The 14,921-nt window shown below is 68.9% G+C and carries 15 protein-coding genes and 1 tRNA gene; 6 read left to right on the forward strand and 10 right to left on the reverse strand.

Going from position 1 to position 14,921, the window contains the following annotated elements; genetic code table 11:
• Positions 1 to 15: 15 nt before the first annotated feature.
• A complete protein-coding gene (locus ACLBW1_RS11530) occupies positions 16 to 1,269 on the reverse strand; it encodes an NAD(P)/FAD-dependent oxidoreductase (protein WP_447811957.1) in 1,254 nt (417 codons plus the stop codon).
• Positions 1,270 to 1,464: 195 nt separating this feature from the next.
• Here ACLBW1_RS11530 and ACLBW1_RS11535 point away from each other — a divergent pair, with 195 nt between their 5' ends.
• Complete coding sequence (locus tag ACLBW1_RS11535; RefSeq protein ID WP_447811958.1) at positions 1,465 to 2,334, forward strand: LysR family transcriptional regulator; 870 nt, start codon at positions 1,465 to 1,467, stop codon at positions 2,332 to 2,334.
• On the forward strand, positions 2,334 to 2,879 hold the full coding sequence (locus ACLBW1_RS11540; protein ID WP_447811959.1) for a GNAT family N-acetyltransferase: 546 nt from the start codon (positions 2,334 to 2,336) through the stop codon (positions 2,877 to 2,879). Before ACLBW1_RS11535 ends, ACLBW1_RS11540 begins: the two co-directional genes overlap by 1 nt.
• Before the next feature lie 135 nt (positions 2,880 to 3,014).
• Here ACLBW1_RS11540 and ACLBW1_RS11545 read toward each other — a convergent pair whose 3' ends face one another.
• Positions 3,015 to 4,145 carry a CaiB/BaiF CoA transferase family protein gene (locus tag ACLBW1_RS11545; protein WP_447812169.1) on the reverse strand — a complete coding sequence of 377 codons (1,131 nt, stop codon included), beginning with the start codon at positions 4,143 to 4,145 and terminating at the stop codon, positions 3,015 to 3,017.
• 168 nt (positions 4,146 to 4,313) lie between these two features.
• Between ACLBW1_RS11545 and ACLBW1_RS11550 the strand changes: the two genes are divergently transcribed.
• Both ACLBW1_RS11550 and ACLBW1_RS11555 read left to right on the forward strand, forming a co-directional pair.
• Positions 4,314 to 5,759 (forward strand): MFS transporter, encoded by a 1,446-nt coding sequence (locus ACLBW1_RS11550; RefSeq protein ID WP_447811960.1) that lies wholly within the window; start codon positions 4,314 to 4,316, stop codon positions 5,757 to 5,759.
• Entirely contained in the window at positions 5,752 to 6,174 is a 423-nt protein-coding gene (locus tag ACLBW1_RS11555; protein WP_447811961.1) for a MarR family winged helix-turn-helix transcriptional regulator, read from the forward strand. Before ACLBW1_RS11550 ends, ACLBW1_RS11555 begins: the two co-directional genes overlap by 8 nt.
• 1 nt (position 6,175) lies before the next feature.
• Here ACLBW1_RS11555 and ACLBW1_RS11560 read toward each other — a convergent pair whose 3' ends face one another.
• Positions 6,176 to 7,213 carry an isopenicillin N synthase family dioxygenase gene (locus ACLBW1_RS11560; RefSeq protein ID WP_447811962.1) on the reverse strand — a complete coding sequence of 346 codons (1,038 nt, stop codon included), beginning with the start codon at positions 7,211 to 7,213 and terminating at the stop codon, positions 6,176 to 6,178.
• Between the two features lie 81 nt (positions 7,214 to 7,294).
• Positions 7,295 to 7,765 carry a MarR family winged helix-turn-helix transcriptional regulator gene (locus ACLBW1_RS11565; RefSeq protein ID WP_447811963.1) on the reverse strand — a complete coding sequence of 157 codons (471 nt, stop codon included), beginning with the start codon at positions 7,763 to 7,765 and terminating at the stop codon, positions 7,295 to 7,297.
• 110 nt (positions 7,766 to 7,875) lie between these two features.
• Here ACLBW1_RS11565 and wrbA point away from each other — a divergent pair, with 110 nt between their 5' ends.
• Entirely contained in the window at positions 7,876 to 8,475 is a 600-nt protein-coding gene (gene wrbA / locus ACLBW1_RS11570; RefSeq protein WP_447811964.1) for an NAD(P)H:quinone oxidoreductase, read from the forward strand.
• Positions 8,472 to 9,254 carry a pirin family protein gene (locus ACLBW1_RS11575; RefSeq protein WP_447811965.1) on the forward strand — a complete coding sequence of 261 codons (783 nt, stop codon included), beginning with the start codon at positions 8,472 to 8,474 and terminating at the stop codon, positions 9,252 to 9,254. Before wrbA ends, ACLBW1_RS11575 begins: the two co-directional genes overlap by 4 nt.
• A gap of 5 nt (positions 9,255 to 9,259) precedes the next feature.
• On the opposite strand, the gene ACLBW1_RS11580 is transcribed toward ACLBW1_RS11575, so the two are convergent.
• From ACLBW1_RS11580 to ACLBW1_RS11605, 6 genes are all read right to left on the reverse strand, one after another.
• Entirely contained in the window at positions 9,260 to 10,033 is a 774-nt protein-coding gene (locus ACLBW1_RS11580) for a PIG-L family deacetylase (protein ID WP_447811966.1), read from the reverse strand.
• Positions 10,030 to 11,478, reverse strand: a complete 1,449-nt coding sequence (locus ACLBW1_RS11585; protein WP_447811967.1) for an MFS transporter — start codon at positions 11,476 to 11,478, stop codon at positions 10,030 to 10,032. Before ACLBW1_RS11585 ends, ACLBW1_RS11580 begins: the two co-directional genes overlap by 4 nt.
• Before the next feature lie 78 nt (positions 11,479 to 11,556).
• Positions 11,557 to 11,907 (reverse strand): hypothetical protein, encoded by a 351-nt coding sequence (locus ACLBW1_RS11590; protein WP_447811968.1) that lies wholly within the window; start codon positions 11,905 to 11,907, stop codon positions 11,557 to 11,559.
• Between the two features lie 46 nt (positions 11,908 to 11,953).
• Complete coding sequence (locus ACLBW1_RS11595; RefSeq protein ID WP_447811969.1) at positions 11,954 to 13,432, reverse strand: amidase; 1,479 nt, start codon at positions 13,430 to 13,432, stop codon at positions 11,954 to 11,956.
• A tRNA-Thr gene (locus ACLBW1_RS11600) sits at positions 13,432 to 13,507 on the reverse strand. The genes ACLBW1_RS11595 and ACLBW1_RS11600 overlap by 1 nt, the downstream gene beginning before the upstream one ends.
• A 136-nt stretch (positions 13,508 to 13,643) precedes the next feature.
• On the reverse strand, positions 13,644 to 14,906 hold the full coding sequence (locus ACLBW1_RS11605) for a DNA polymerase III subunit delta' (RefSeq protein ID WP_447811970.1): 1,263 nt from the start codon (positions 14,904 to 14,906) through the stop codon (positions 13,644 to 13,646).
• Between the last annotated feature and the right edge of the window lie 15 nt (positions 14,907 to 14,921).

The raw sequence follows: 14,921 nt of genomic DNA on the forward strand, positions 1-14,921 counted from the left end.
GGAGTACCGGTGCGCCTAGCGGTGGACCCGATCGCCGTGTTGGGCGTGCCGCGCATCCCGCAGCCCCGGGCGCCAGTTGGCGCCGTACGCGCCGACCCACCGTAGGAGGGCGTCGCGGCGATTCCGGATGCCCGACAGGTAGTAGAGGTGCACGCCGAGCCAGGCGCCCCATGCCGGGAGCCCCGTCAGGCCGAGCTTCACCGGGGTCTGCAGCACCGCACTCCCGCGTCCGATGATCGACATGCTGCCCTTGTCGAAGTAGCGGAATCGGGTACCGGGTCCGATCCTGCGGGTGATCGTGTCGGCGGCGTGGCGTCCCTCCTGCATGGCGACGGGGCTCTGCCCGGGGTAGTTCTCCAGGATCGTCATGTCGCCGACGGCGAAGACATCGGCGTGCGCACCGACCGTGAGATCGGGGTTGACGCGAAGACGCCCGGCGCGGTCGGTGTCGCAGTCGGTGGCCTGGGCGAGGATCTGCGCGAAAGGCGACGCCGAGACCCCCGCGGCCCAGATCACCGTGTCGGCCGCGATCCTCCGTGTCTCCGACCCGTGATCGATGTCGATGGTGACGACGCCGTCGTCGATGTCTGTGACGAGCGACCCGAGCACCACGTCGACCCCGCCCTTCTCGAGCCGCCGCTGCGCATACCGGCTCAACCGACCACCGAATGCCGGCAGGACCTCCTTCACACCCTCGACGAGGGTGATGGTGACGTCGCCGCGCTGATGACGTCGAGCGAGACCGGCGATCTCACCGGCGAGCTCGACGCCTGTCGCACCGGCGCCGACCACCACGTAGTTCTGCGCGGCCGCGTCGTCGGGCTTCGAGAAGTTGGCGATCATCTGCTCACGCAACCGGACGGCGTCGTCGCGGGTCTTGAGCGAGAAGGTCCGGTGCGCGAACTCGTCGCGTCCGAAATACGACTGCGAGGCACCCGTCGCCGCGATCAGCCACTTGTAGCCGACAGTCACCTGACCGGCGGCCGAGTCGTAGGTCACGGTGTGGGCGTCGGCGTCGACCGCGGTGACCGATCCGGTCACCACGTCCACCGAGTCGGGAACCGCATCGGCGGCGTCGCGCGCGACGGTCTCGGGATCGAGGACACCGGCCGCCACCTGGTAGAGCAGCGGTTGGAAGAGATACTGGGCGTTGCCCGACACCATCAGCACCGAGTTGTCCGAGCCGGCCAGGCGGCGCGCCGCCGCGACACCACCGAAGCCCGATCCCACGATCACCACGTCGTAGGTCTGTTCTGTCGCGGTACCCATGTCGCACTCCTCGTCTCGATCGCGAACGTCGGTCACTCATGACCAACACCCATGGTGCTGGGTTTTGATCCCGAGATCACGCGCGACTTCGATATGAGACTGATCTCGATCGCTCATCAATGCCGGGTAGTCTTCACGGCGTCGCCTCCGGGCGGCGCCATGGGAGATCGGCGATGCGGTGAGACGAGGTGTGTGGTGGAGCTACGTCAGTTGGCCTACTTCGTCGCCGTGTGCGACGAGCTGAGTTTCAGCAGAGCCGCCGAACGCACCTTCATCTCGCAGTCGGCGATCAGCCACCAGATCGCCCGCCTCGAACGCGACCTCGGTGCCACCCTGCTCGAGCGGTCGACGCGAACGGTGAGTGTGACCGACGCGGGCGAACGCCTCCTCCCCATCGCGCGCCAGATCATCGAACTCGAGAATCGTGCGTACACCGCGGTGCGCGACCCGGGGTCACGCATCCGGCTGGCGGCCAACATGTCGTTCGCGCGACGGTCGCTGGCGGCGATCGCCGCGGTCCGCGAACGCCACGCGGGCGTCGAGATCGAGTTCGTGATCAAGAGTTTCCAGCGCCGGGTGGACGCCGTCGTGTCCGGTGACGTCGACATCGCACTCATCCGCGGCACCCTCGTCGACAGTCGCCTGCACGTGACGCAGCTGTGGGTGGAGGAGCTGACGGTGGCCGTGTCCGAGAAGCATCCTCTCGCCGGCGCCGACGATGTCGCCCTGGCCGATCTCGCCCACCACCCGCTGATCATGCCGCCGCAGAAGCAGCAGGTGTTGCTGCACACCGTGATCCGCGACGCGTTCGCCGATGTCGGGCTCACCCCGCGGTACGGTCCGCCGGTGCCCGCCGACCACACCGCGACGCTGGAACTGATCAACCAACCCGATGCGTGGACGGTGCTCTACGACGAGCCACCCGGGTCGGCGATCGCCCGGCTGCGCGAACGCGAAGGTCGATTGCGGATCCCGGTGAGCGCGGTGATGCGCGCCGACGTCCGGTCGGAGATCATGACCGACCTGATGGAATCACTCGGGCACGGCGACGGGGCGGTGAGCTGATGGACTGGCCGCGCACCATCCCGACGCTGACCGACGGCGTGATCACCCTGCGCCCACTGGGGGTCGACGATGTCGACTCGGTGCTCGCCACCTGCCTCGATCCCGATTCGGCGGCCTTCACCTCCATACCTAGCCCGTTCACCCGCGCGGACGCCGTGGAATTCGTCGACTCCTCGGCGCAGAGGGCGTGGCCGGGATTCGAGATGGCCATCACCGACGCCGACGGCGCCCTGATCGGCACCTGCGGCCTGCGCATCCGCGACGAGGAGTCCGCCGTCACCGAGATCGGCTACATGGTGTCGCCCTGGGCACGGGGGCGCGGGATCGCCACCCGTGCAACGCTGTTGCTCATCGACTACTCGTGGTCCATCGGGGCCCGACGCATCGCCCTCGACGCCCACGCCGACAACCCGGCGTCGCGGCGCGTGGCCGCTCGGTGCGGGTTCGTGGAGGAGGGTGTTCTCCGTTCGGCGCGGCTCGGCAAGGACGGCCGCCGCCACGACCTCGTCCTCCACGGCCTCCTCCCCACCGATCCCCGCCCCTGACCCACCCCGCCGGTCGGGCACGTAACCACCGCAGTTGGGCCGACGTTCCCGCCAGTTGGGCCGACGTTCGCGTCGGTTGGGCCGACGTCCGCGCCGGTTGGGCCGACGTTCGCGTCAGTTGGGCCGTGGTTCGCGTCAGTCGGGCAGCACAGGCGGCGGTAGACGGTAGGTGGCCGGCGTCAGCGACATACCGATCGGGTTGCGCACCGCGGGAACGTCGGTCCCCGCGACAGCGACGGCGGGTTCGATGCCGATCGAGCGCGCGAAGGCGAACGCCTCGGCGATGTCGTTGATGGGACCGGCCGGCACACCGGCTCGGGTGAGCACCCGAAACCAGTGGTCGGCGCCCTCTTCGCGGAGCGCGCGCGTCAGCTCGACGACGAGGTCGTCGCGGTGGGCCACGCGGGCGGTGTTGGTGGCGAACCGTTCGTCCTCGGCGAGGGCGGGCGTGTCCAGGGCGTCGACGAGCCGACGGAACTGGGTGTCGTTCCCGACGGCCAGCGCCAGCGGTCGGTCGGCGGTCGAGAACACCTCGTACGGAACGATGCTCGGATGGCGGTTGCCCATCGAGCGCGGTACGACATCGGCGCCGAGGTACGCGGTGGTCATGTTCGCCATCGACGACAGCGCCACCGAGAAGAGGTCGAGATCCACCCGCTGACCCTCCCCGGTGCGGTCACGATGACGCAGCGCGGCGAGGATCCCGGCGACCGCGTGCACCCCGGTCAACACGTCGACCACCGCGACACCGACTTTGCTCGGCGAACTCTCGTCCGGGCCGGTGATGCTCATCAGTCCGCTCATGGCCTGGATCAGCAGGTCGTATCCGGGGATGTCGGCGCCACCATCGCGGCCGAAACCCGTGATGGCGCAGTAGATGAGGTCGGGTGTGTCGGAGACGAGGGTGTCGTAACCGAGGCCCAGCCGTTCCATGGTCCCGGCCCGGAAGTTCTCGATCACCACATCCGAGCGGCGCACCAGATCGCGAGCCTCCCTGCGCCCCTCATCGGTCTGCAGATCCACCACGAGCGAGGCCTTGTTGCGGTTCACCGACGCGAAGTAGGTGGCCATCGGGTCGCCGTCGGCGTTCGCGGTGTCGGACGGGAGGAACGGCGGCCCCCAGGAGCGGGTGTCGTCGCCGGTCCCGGGTCGCTCGACCTTCACCACCTCGGCGCCGAGGTCGGCCATCATCATCGTCGCGTAGGGCCCGGCCAGCACCCGACTGAAGTCGGCCACGACGATGCCGTCGAGTGCGCCGGTCACGATCGCGCGGTCACGTCAGGAGAACTGTCCACCCGGCAGACGTTATCGGCACACTCGGCGGCAACGTTCGGCACACTCGCCGGCCGGTTTCGGCACGGTCGACGGACCCGGTGACCCATCCCACTCGGCGATCGCTTGCCCGACTAACAGTTGTAGTTTCACAATGGTCCGGTGGAAACCGAGACCTACAGCGCGCGGCGCAAATGGATCATCCTGGCCACCTGCTGCCTCAGCCTGCTGATCGTGTCGATGGACGCGACGATCGTGAACGTCGCGATCCCGGCGATCCGTCGTGATCTCGACGCGTCCGTGTCGGGCCTGCAGTGGGTGATCGACATCTACACGCTGGTCCTGGCCAGCCTGCTGCTGCTCTCCGGAGCCATGGCCGACCGCATCGGACGGCGTCGCATCTTCCAGATCGGCCTCACCGTCTTCGCACTCGGATCGCTGCTGTGCAGCCTGTCGACCAGCGTGGAGATGCTCATCGCGGCTCGGTTCGTGCAGGCCATCGGCGGATCGATGCTCAACCCGGTGGCGATGTCGATCATCACCCAGGTCTTCAGCGGGCGTGCCGAACGTGCTCGCGCCGTGGGTATCTGGGGTGCGGTCGTGGGGATCTCGATGGCTCTCGGTCCGATGGTCGGCGGCGTGCTCATCGACGTCCTCGACTGGAAGGCCGTGTTCTGGATCAATCTCCCGATCTGCGCCGCCGCCGTCGTGCTGGCCGCGATCTTCGTGCCGGAGTCGAAGTCGACGACCGTCCGCAGGCTCGACCCGATCGGCCAGGCACTGGGCATCGTGTTCATGGCGGCGCTGGTGTCGGGACTCATCGAGGGTCCGAACCTGGGCTGGGGCGATCCGCGTTCGCTCGCGATCTTCGCCGTGGCGATCATCGGCCTGGTCGGCTTCATCCGACACGAACGCCGACACGCGTCACCGTTCATCGACCTGCGCTTCTTCCGCAGCGTCCCGTTCGCGACGGCCACGGTCATCGGCATCCTGGCCTTCTCCGCGTACGGCGGCTTCCTGTTCCTGATGTCGAACTACCTGCAGAACGTCCGCGGGTACTCCGCGATCCACACCGGCGTCATCTACCTGCCCATCGCCGTGGGCACGCTCATCTTCTCGCCGATCTCGGGACGGCTGGTGGGCAAGTACGGCACGCGCCCGTCGCTCATCGTCTCGGGCCTGCTGCTGGCGCTGGCGTCGATCCTGCTCACCACGTTCACGCCCACCACCCCGGTATGGCAGCTCGTCGTCACCTTCGGCCTGTTCGGCGTGGGGTTCGGTCTGGTCAACGCACCGATCACGACATCGGCGGTCAGCGGCATGCCTCGCGATCGCGCCGGCGCGGCCTCGGCCGTGGCGTCGACGAGCCGTCAACTCGGCGTGAGCCTCGGTGTCGCGATCAGCGGGTCCATCGCCGGCGCCGCGGTCACGGCGTCGGACGGCGCGTTCACCGACGCGGTGCAGCCGCTGTGGTGGGTGACCACCGGACTGGCGTTGGCGATCACGGCGCTGGGCATCGCGAGCACCACCGCGTGGGCGAAGAACACCGTCGAGAAGACCGCGTTCCTGTTCGAACCGACCGAGCCGAAGGCACCGGCCCATGTCTGATCAGCGCACCCGCGCGTGGCAGGTGATGGCGCACTTCGTGATCGACAACCGCGGCCCGTGGCGCAAGGCGATGATGGCCCGAACCGGATTGCCGTTCAACCACTTCCGACTGCTGCGTCGTATCGCCGACGGTCCGATCACCATCGGCGACCTCGCGGCCTCGGCGTCCATCGACGCCCCCGCGGCGACCGTCGGTGTCAACGAGCTCGAGAACCGGGGCCTCGCCGCCCGCACCGTGGACCCGTCCAACCGCCGCCGCAAACTGGTGTCGCTCACCGACGAGGGTCACGCGATGCTCGCCGACGCCCGCTCGACCGACGACCCCGCGCCCGCCGCGTTCGGTGCCCTCGACGACGACGAGATCGCCACCCTCGTCGCTCTGCTCACGAAACTCGAACGCGGACCGGCGGCCTGACTCAGTCCGATGCGGCCGCCACCCGCTGCGCCTCACGCACCGCCGCGGTGTTCGACGTGCCCTGTCGCGAGCCCGCCAGTTTCGCCGCGATGTGATCGCGCACCGTGATCGGTTCATAGGCGAGACCGTCGTCGGCCCCGAGGTGGGAGGCGAGGGTTCCGATCACCGCGTCGGGGTTGCCGTCGTGGAAGAACGCCGCGGATCGTCGCCGACGAATGGTGCCGTCGACGATCGGCGGCTTCACCCGGTGCAGCGTGGAGAGCCACCGGTCGTTGGTGAGTCGCGCGGTGAGATCGCCGAGGTTCACCAGCAGTCCGCCTTCCACCGGTGAGACGTCGTGCCATCGCCGATCGGCACCGAGCACCTGGAGGCCCGCCACCCGGTCGGCCCACAACACCGTCACGATCCCGAAGTCGGTGTGCTCGCCCATGCCGGTGAGCTCACCCGACACCGTCACCGTGCCCGGCGGCAACGCGTAGTTGTTCATGCGCAACACATCGATCGAATGATCGGTGATCGACGCGAAGAACTCCGGCGGGAGGTCCAGGGCCGCCGCGAAGATCGAGGTCAGTGCGCGCGCCACCCGACCGGCCTCGGCGAAGTAGGTCTCCACGTTCTCGCGGAATCCCACGACCGCGGGCCACAGATTGATCCCGTAGTCGGCTTCGTCGAGATCGAGGTCGGCGAAGGAACGCGCCTCCACCCCGACGTTGAACGCCTCGAAGAAATCGTTCATGCGCGCGGCCGATTCCACCCCGAGACTCAGGCTCAGCGACTCGCTCTTCGGCGGGCTGTACCCGCGGTTGGCATCGGCCACCCGGTAGCGCGATCGCTCCTCGAGCGAGAGGCCGAAGAACGCGTCCATGGCGTCCGCGAGACCGTTGATCACCCCGACCGGTATGCCGTGGCCGACGATCTGCATGAAACCCACCCGCGAACACGCCTCGTCCACCGCTGCGACGACGTCGTCGTGCGGCGCGGACAGGTCGACGACGGGCACCTCGAAGTCACTCGGGGCCTCGAGGTCGTTCAGGGTCATGGCCGCAAGTCTGATCCGCGCTGCAGGTGAACGCATCTCGAACCGGAGGCGACGCCGCGTCGACGATTTCCTCGGCAACGATCACGCGTGCGCAGGCAACTCCTGCATGTGCTGTCGCATCTCGGCGTAGGCGGCGCCGAGACTGTCCACGTCACGCGGCGACAGGACGTCGAAGACATTGGCGCGCACCGCCTCAACATGCCCGGCACTCGCCGACTCGAGCTTTCCCGCACCGGCATCCGTCAGCACCGCCCACGCGCCACGGCGGTCGTCCGGACACGGGGTCCGTTCAACCCATCCCGCATCGACCAATCGACTGATCGCCCTGGTCACACCGCTACGCGTGGCGGTGACGGCGGTGGCCAGCTGCGACATCCGCAGGCGCCGTCCCGGCGCCTCCGACAGCCGCACCAGCAGCTCGTAGTCGGTGAACGAGACGCCCGCGTCGTGGACGAGTTGCTGGTCGAGCCGGTGGAGGAGCATACGCGTGGAGTCGAGGTAGGCACGCCACATCCGCTGCTCGTCGTCGCTGAGCCATCTCGTCTCCGTCATGAGACGAGGATACGACAAATGGTTGACAACGCAATCATCTTCGGTAGTGTCCAGGGTGATTGATCGCGCAACCATCTCGGCGGTCAGACGTCTATTCGAAAGGTGTCCCCATGACCAAGCTCGCTGTCATCTACTACTCCGCCACCGGCCACGGCACCGCGATGGCCGACCGCATCGCCGAGGCGGCCGAGAAGGCAGGCGCCGAGGTCCGCGTGCGCCACATCGCGGAGACCACCGATCCCTCGGTGTTCGCCGAGAACCCGGCCTGGAGCGCCAACTACGAGGCCACGAAGGACCAGCCCGCGGCGACCGGTGACGATATCGTGTGGGCCGACGGCGTGATCCTCGGGTCGCCCACCCGCTTCGGCAACACCGCGGCGCCGTTCCAGGCGTTCATCGACACGCTCGGCGGCCTGTGGGGCCAGGGCAAGCTCGCCGACAAGGCGTACGCAGCCTTCACCTCCAGCCAGACCGCGCACGGCGGTCAGGAGGCCACGCTGCTCGCGCTCTACACCTCGGTCATGCACTGGGGCGGCGTCATCGCCGCACCCGGCTACACCGACGGTGTGAAATTCGCCGACGGCAACCCCTACGGCGTCGGCCACATCACCGGTGCGAACAACACCGATGAACTGTCGCCGGCCACCCTCGACGCGCTCGATCACCTCGCCACCCGAGTGGTCTCCATCGCGGGCAAACTGTCCGCATGAGCACCGCAGTCGCGCCGAACCTTGACGTCCGCCGCTCCGATGACCGGGACTCCACCCGCATCGGGTGGCTGGACTCGAAGCATTCGTTCTCGTTCGGGGGCAATTACGATCCCGACAACACCCATCACGGCGTGCTGCTGGTCAACAACGACGACATCGTCACGCCCGGGCAGGGTTTCGACACCCACCCGCACCGCGACATGGAGATCGTCACCTGGGTGTTGCAGGGATCGTTGGTCCACCAGGACTCGATGGGGCACTCGGGCGTCATCTACCCCGGGCTCGCCCAACGCATGAGCGCCGGCACCGGGATCATGCATTCGGAGAAGAACGACTCGTGGCGCCTCGGAGACGTCGCGGGCGCGTACAAGTCCGAGCACGCCGAGCCGGTGCACTTCGTACAGATGTGGGTGGTCCCCGACGAGGGCGGCATCACCCCCACCTACGAGCAACTCGAGATCGACCACGAGCTGCTCTCGGGTGGGTTGGTCCCAGTCGCATCGGGGATGCCCGAATACGCCGACCACTCGGCGATCCGCATCAAGAACAAGTACGCGGCGATGCACGTGGCGCGGCTGCAGCCGGGCCGGCGAGCGGTCACCCTGCCCGACGCACCGTTCCTGCACGTCTTCGTCGCCCGCGGTGAGGCCTCACTCGAAGGCGTCGGTGTGCTCGCCGAGGGCGACGCGGTGCGCGTCAGCGGCGGCGGGGGTCAGACCCTGAGCTCCGCGGTCGGCGCCGAGGTCATCGTGTGGGAGATGCACGCCACCATCGGCTGATCCCGCTACAGCGGCAGACGATCCCGCATCGGCTCGATCACGAGGTCTGCTCGTCGGAACGACTCGAGTCCGAACGCGGCGGTCAACATCTCCACCGGCATCTCGAGGAACGGTCCGAAGTCACCGATCTGGGTGGCGTGCGCGACCATCGCGGCCCTCTTGGTCTCGATGAGGTCGCTCACGTCCACCTCGACGGTGATCTCGGCGGCCGGTACGCCGAACGTCTCGATGTCGAGCGGGGACTCCTCCTCGGACCACCGGGGATTGATCTTCATCAGTTCACGCATCCGGTCGCGGTTGGCGACGTTCTCGAAAGCGTGTGGCGTGCCCGCGATCTCGGCGGCACGCCGACCGACGTGGTGGACCGCGATGTGATCGGGGTGTCCGTAGCCGCCGTTGCTGTCGTAGAAGGTGACCACGTCGGCCTTCTCCTCCACGAGGATGTCGGCGAGGCGTTGCGCGGCGGTCTCGACGTCGACGTTGGTGAACGCGTCGGGGTTGGCGTTGTCGTCGGTGCCGGCCATGCCCGAGTCGGGATAGTCGAACATCACGAGTCGATGGACGCCCAGGATCTCGGCCGAACGGGCCAGCTCCACGCGGCGGCGCTCGAGCAGCGACTCCCCCTCGGCCAGGAGGTCCGGGGGGAACTCCCCGCGCGCACCGTCGGTCGCGGTCACCAGCACCACCCGGTGACCGTCGTCGGCGGCGCGGCGCATCGTGCCGCCGGTGCTGAACACCTCGTCGTCGGGATGGGCGTGGAAACACACGAGAACGCTCACTGGTTTTCTGCCACCTGAACAATCGGGCCCGACTGGGCTGGGTCTTTCTGGGCGAGATCTCGAATCCTAGTTCGGCGGTGCAGCGCCAGCACCACCAGACCGCCCACCGCCGAGATCACCGCCGTCACCACCGATGCGACGTTCCAGCCACCGACGAGGTCGGCGGCGGCCGAGCCAGGACCGGGGTGGGTGGCGATCACCGACACGATCGTCACACCGATCGCCGATCCGACATAGCGGGCGGTGTTGTTGGCCCCGCTGCCCATCCCGCCCCGACCGGCCGGGACGCTGGCAACCGCCTCCTTGCCGAGGTTGGCGTTGACCACGCCGGTCGCGACACCCGCGAACAGCAGCCCCGGCAGGAACCGTGCCCATCCCGACTCCTCGCCGACACCGGTCAGACCCGCGAGACCGACTGCGACGCCCAGCAATCCGACGCCGAGCTGAACACGACCCGAGATGCGCGCCGGGATACGGCGGGCCAGCAGCGCGGTGACGACGGAGGTCCCCGACCACGCGAACAACAGCAGCGCGGCCCCGAGCGCCGAGATCCCCAGCGCCGCGCCGAGGAAGCCCGACATGTACGACATCAGCGCGATCGCGCCGGCGCCGATGGCCACGGCGGCCAGGGTGGCGGCACCGAACGCCGGCGATCGCAGCAGCGACAGGTCGAGCATCGAGGTGGCACTGCGGTGTTCGACGACCACGAAGAACGCGAGCAACGCCGCCGATGCGACGAACAACCCGATCACCACCGGTTGCCCCCACCCCTGTCGACCTTCGACGAGGCCTGCGAGCAGCGTCGCGATCCCGCCGGCGAACACCAGTGCACCCGGGAGGTCGAGGCCCCGCGGCGAGTCCGAGCGCGATTCGGGCACAACACGTTCGGCCACCACCGCGAGGATCAGTGCGGCGGCGGCGAGGACCCAGTAGGCGTCGTGCCAGCTGTGCGCCCTCTCGAGCAGCGCCGAGAGCAACGGGCCGATCGCGATACCCGCGCCCACGCTCGCACCCCAGACACCGCTCGCGGCCGCCCGCGCCGGGCCCGGCGCGAAGGTGTGGGCGATGATGCCCAGGCTCGACGCGATCACCGCCGCGCCACCGACACCGACGGCGACGCGGGTCAGCACGAACACCACGACATCCGGGACCAGCACGCCCACAACCGATCCGACGGCCATCACCACCAGTCCGAGGGTGAGGGTGCGTCGACGTCCGAAGTCGTCGGCGATGGTCCCCGCCGAGAGCAGGGCGGCACCCAGACCGATGCTCATCGAGCTGAGGATCCAGGTCTTGCCGCTCACGTCGGCGTCGAGCGCCGCGGCGGTCACGTTCAGCGTCGACAGCGGTGCGGTGAACGCGACCAGGACGAGCAGGGTGCCCAGGGCCGACACGGCGAGGGACCGGCGCGCGGATCGCGTGTCGGCGGGGGTGGGTGCGGTCATCGGTGATCCTCGGTCCGAGTGCCAGGCAAACTATATGCGAGTAAACCTAGCAGTCGGCGTGACGACGCCGCCCCTTCGTCAGCGGGCGGACGGTTCGAGGTCGATGCGCACCGACACCGCACCGGAGCCGCTGCGTGCGGTGACGGCGTGACCGGCGCGTTCGACACCGGCGATGTCGACGGTGACGCGATCACCCGTGCCGGTGAAGTTGCGCCACCAGTTCTTCTTGTCCGGCATCATCACGCGCACCGTCAGCGTCTCGCCGGATCGCGAGAAGCTCACCGGGAGGCTGATGGTCTTGCCCGATTTGCGGCCCGTGTAGGTGATGATCGCCGTCGACTTGCCGATCACCCTGTCCAGCACGGGAACTCGCATCAGGCGGGTGAAGAACGAGTTCCACACCGCCGCCGACTTCTGGAATGCGTTCACGATCGCCTCATCTCCTCGCGGACTCGGGCTCGCGATGAGCACGAGCCTACAAAGCGGGATGCCGATCGCGCCATGGCAGCGCCTGTTCGAGCTGACTGGCCAGGGAGAACAGCAGTCCCTCGCCGCCGGGTGGCGTCACGAACTGGATGCCGATCGGCAGGCCGTCGGGTGCCTGGTGCAGCGGGATGCTGGCCGCCGGACGACCCGTCAGGTTCGCGAGCTGGGTGTAGGGCACCCACGACAGATTGCGGAGGATCGCCGCGCTCACCATGCCGGTCGTGTCGAGGAATCGGCCGAGCCGGGCCGAGAGCACCGACCGCGCCGCGAGGCGCTCGATCGACGACGTCGCGTAGTCGCCGAGCCGCGGTGCGGTCCGCGCGATGGTGGGCGTCATCAGCAGGTCGTACCGCTGATGGAACTCGCTCAGCGCGCGGACGTGGGTGTGCCATCGACCGAGCGTGGTCTCGAGCTCCACGCCTCCGGTGGTGCGGCCGATCGCGGCCATCACCAGGGTGTCGAGTTCGAAGTCGGAGGTGCTCGCGCCGCCGGCGCGAAGTTCGTCGACGGCGGAGGCGACATGCACGAACCACGGCAGCAGGAAATCGTCGGCGAGCTGGTGCTCGTCGATGTCCGGGCGCGCCTCCTCCACGATGTGGCCGAGGTCGGTCAGCAGATCGCAGGTCGACGACAGCGCGTCGAGCACCGCCGGATCAGGTGTGTCGTTGAGTGCGGAGAGCCGTTGCACGCCGATGCGCAACTGCTTCGGTGCGCGCGACACCGCGTCGAGATAGGTGGTGGTCGGCTCGGCGAACACATACGGCGGCGCCGCCGGATCGGTTCCGCGCATCACGTCGAGCATGGCGGCGCTGTCGCGGACCGTGCGGGTGACCACGCCGGTGACGGCCGCACCGTAGTGGTACTCGCTGTGACCGGGACCGGTGGGCACCACGCCGCGTCCGGGCTTTAGCCCGAACAGCCCGCAGCACGCGGCCGGGATGCGGATGGAGCCGCCGCCGTCGCTGGCGCCGGCGGCCGGGACGATCCCCGCGGCGACCGCCGCCGCCGAGCCGCCCGACGAACCACCCGGTGTGTGGGCGAGATGCCACGGGTTGTGGGTCGCGCCGAAGGCCTCGGGCTCGGTGGTCCCCTTGGCGCCGAACTCCGGGGTGTTGGTGCGCCCGAAGATCACCAGACCGGCGTCGAGCCAGCGCTGCACCACGGTGTCGGTCTCGGTGGCGACGGATGTCGCGCAGGCTCGGGACCCGTTGGTGCTCACCACACCCCGTTGCGATTGGAACAGGTCTTTCACCAGGAACGGGACCCCGGCCAAGGGTCCGGCGAGGGGGCCGGCCGCGCGCTCACGGGCCTCGGCGTCCTGGCGGACGGTGATGGAGTTCAGAGAGGGTTCCACGGCGTCGGCACGTGCGATGGCCGCGTCGAGCAGTTCGCCCGCGCTGACCTCGCCGCGCGACACGAGGTCGGCCAGACCCACCGCGTCGTGACCGGCGTATTCGTCGTGTCTCATGGAGCCGCCTGCGAGAATCGAACTCGCGACCTTTTCATTACGAGTGAAGCGCTCTACCGACTGAGCTAAGGCGGCGTGCCGCCCGGGGGCAACGTCCTCACTCTATCGACCGCGCCCATCCGGCGACAAACCGCGGTAGCCGCCCCGGTTCTGTGTGCTCCTCGCTACACCGACCTGGGGTTTCGCTCGCGAGAACCACACGGGACGGGTGTCAGCGACGCAGCGCGGTGGCGACGTCGGCGACCATGGCGTCGACGGCGAACTTCGGTTTCACGTTCACGTCGAGCGCTTCGCGGCACGCCAGCACCGCCTCGACGCAGCGCAGCAGCTTCTCGGGCGAGGCGAAGCGGGCCATCCTCAGGGTCTGTTCGGAGTGGTCGGGATGCATCGCGGCGACCGGCGCGGCGTACGAGGCGACGACGGCGTCGCGGAACAACGCGGCGAGATCGACGAGCGCGCGGTCGAGCACATCCCGCTGCAGACGTGTGCGGCGCGACTTCTGTTGCCGCTCCATGTCTTTGAGGAAACCGGCGGTACCGCGCAACGCACCTCCGGCGCCCTTGCCGGTGCCGCCGGCACCCAGGGCGGTGCGCATCTCCTCGGTCTCGGCCTCGTCGAGCACCGCGCTGATCGCCTTGGCCGAGTTCTCGGCCGTCTTCACCAGATCCTCGGCGGCGCCGTACACGGTCGACTCGTTGGTCGCCGCCCGCGCGAGGCCGAGGGCCTGATTGCGTTCCGAGCGTGCCGATTCGTCGGTGGCCAGGCGCCGGGCGCGACCCACGTGACCGCCGCTGACCGATGCGGCCCACCGGGCCCGCTCGGGGTCGATGCCGTCGCCGACGAGGACCTCGGCGATCGCGTCGACCCCGGGCATGGTCAGCGGGACGTGGCGGCAGCGCGAGCGCAGGGTGACCGAGATGTCCTCGGGATCGACCGACGGCGCGCACAGCAGGATGACCGTGCGTGACGGTGGCTCCTCGACCACCTTCAGCAGTGCGTTCGCGGCCTGTTCGGTGAGACGGTCGGCGTCCTCGATCAGGACGATCTGCCAGCGACCCACCCCGGGGCGTCGCGACGCGATCTGCACGGTCTCGCGGATCAGCTTCACCGAGATGGTGAGACCCTCCGGGATGATCCGGCGCACGTCACCGTGGGTGCCCGCCATCACCGTGGCGCAGGCGTGGCAGCGACCGCACCCGACCTCACCGCCGGGCTCGCCGGTCGCGGTCTCGCACTGCAGGGCCGCTGCGAAACACTGCGCGGCCACCGACCTGCCGCTACCGGGCGGGCCGGTGAACAGCCAGGCGTGGGTCATCGAGTTGCGCGGTGCGGGCACCTCGTCGCCGAACATCGACTCGGCGCCCGCATCGGAGTGGTCGAGGGCGGCCGAGGCACCCACCGCCGACCGCGCGGCGGCCGACAACTCGTCGACCACGGCCTGCTGGCCCACGAGGCGATCGAACACCGACGTCACGCTGCGTATCGTAAT

It is taken from the genome of Williamsia sp. M5A3_1d, assembly GCF_053345315.1.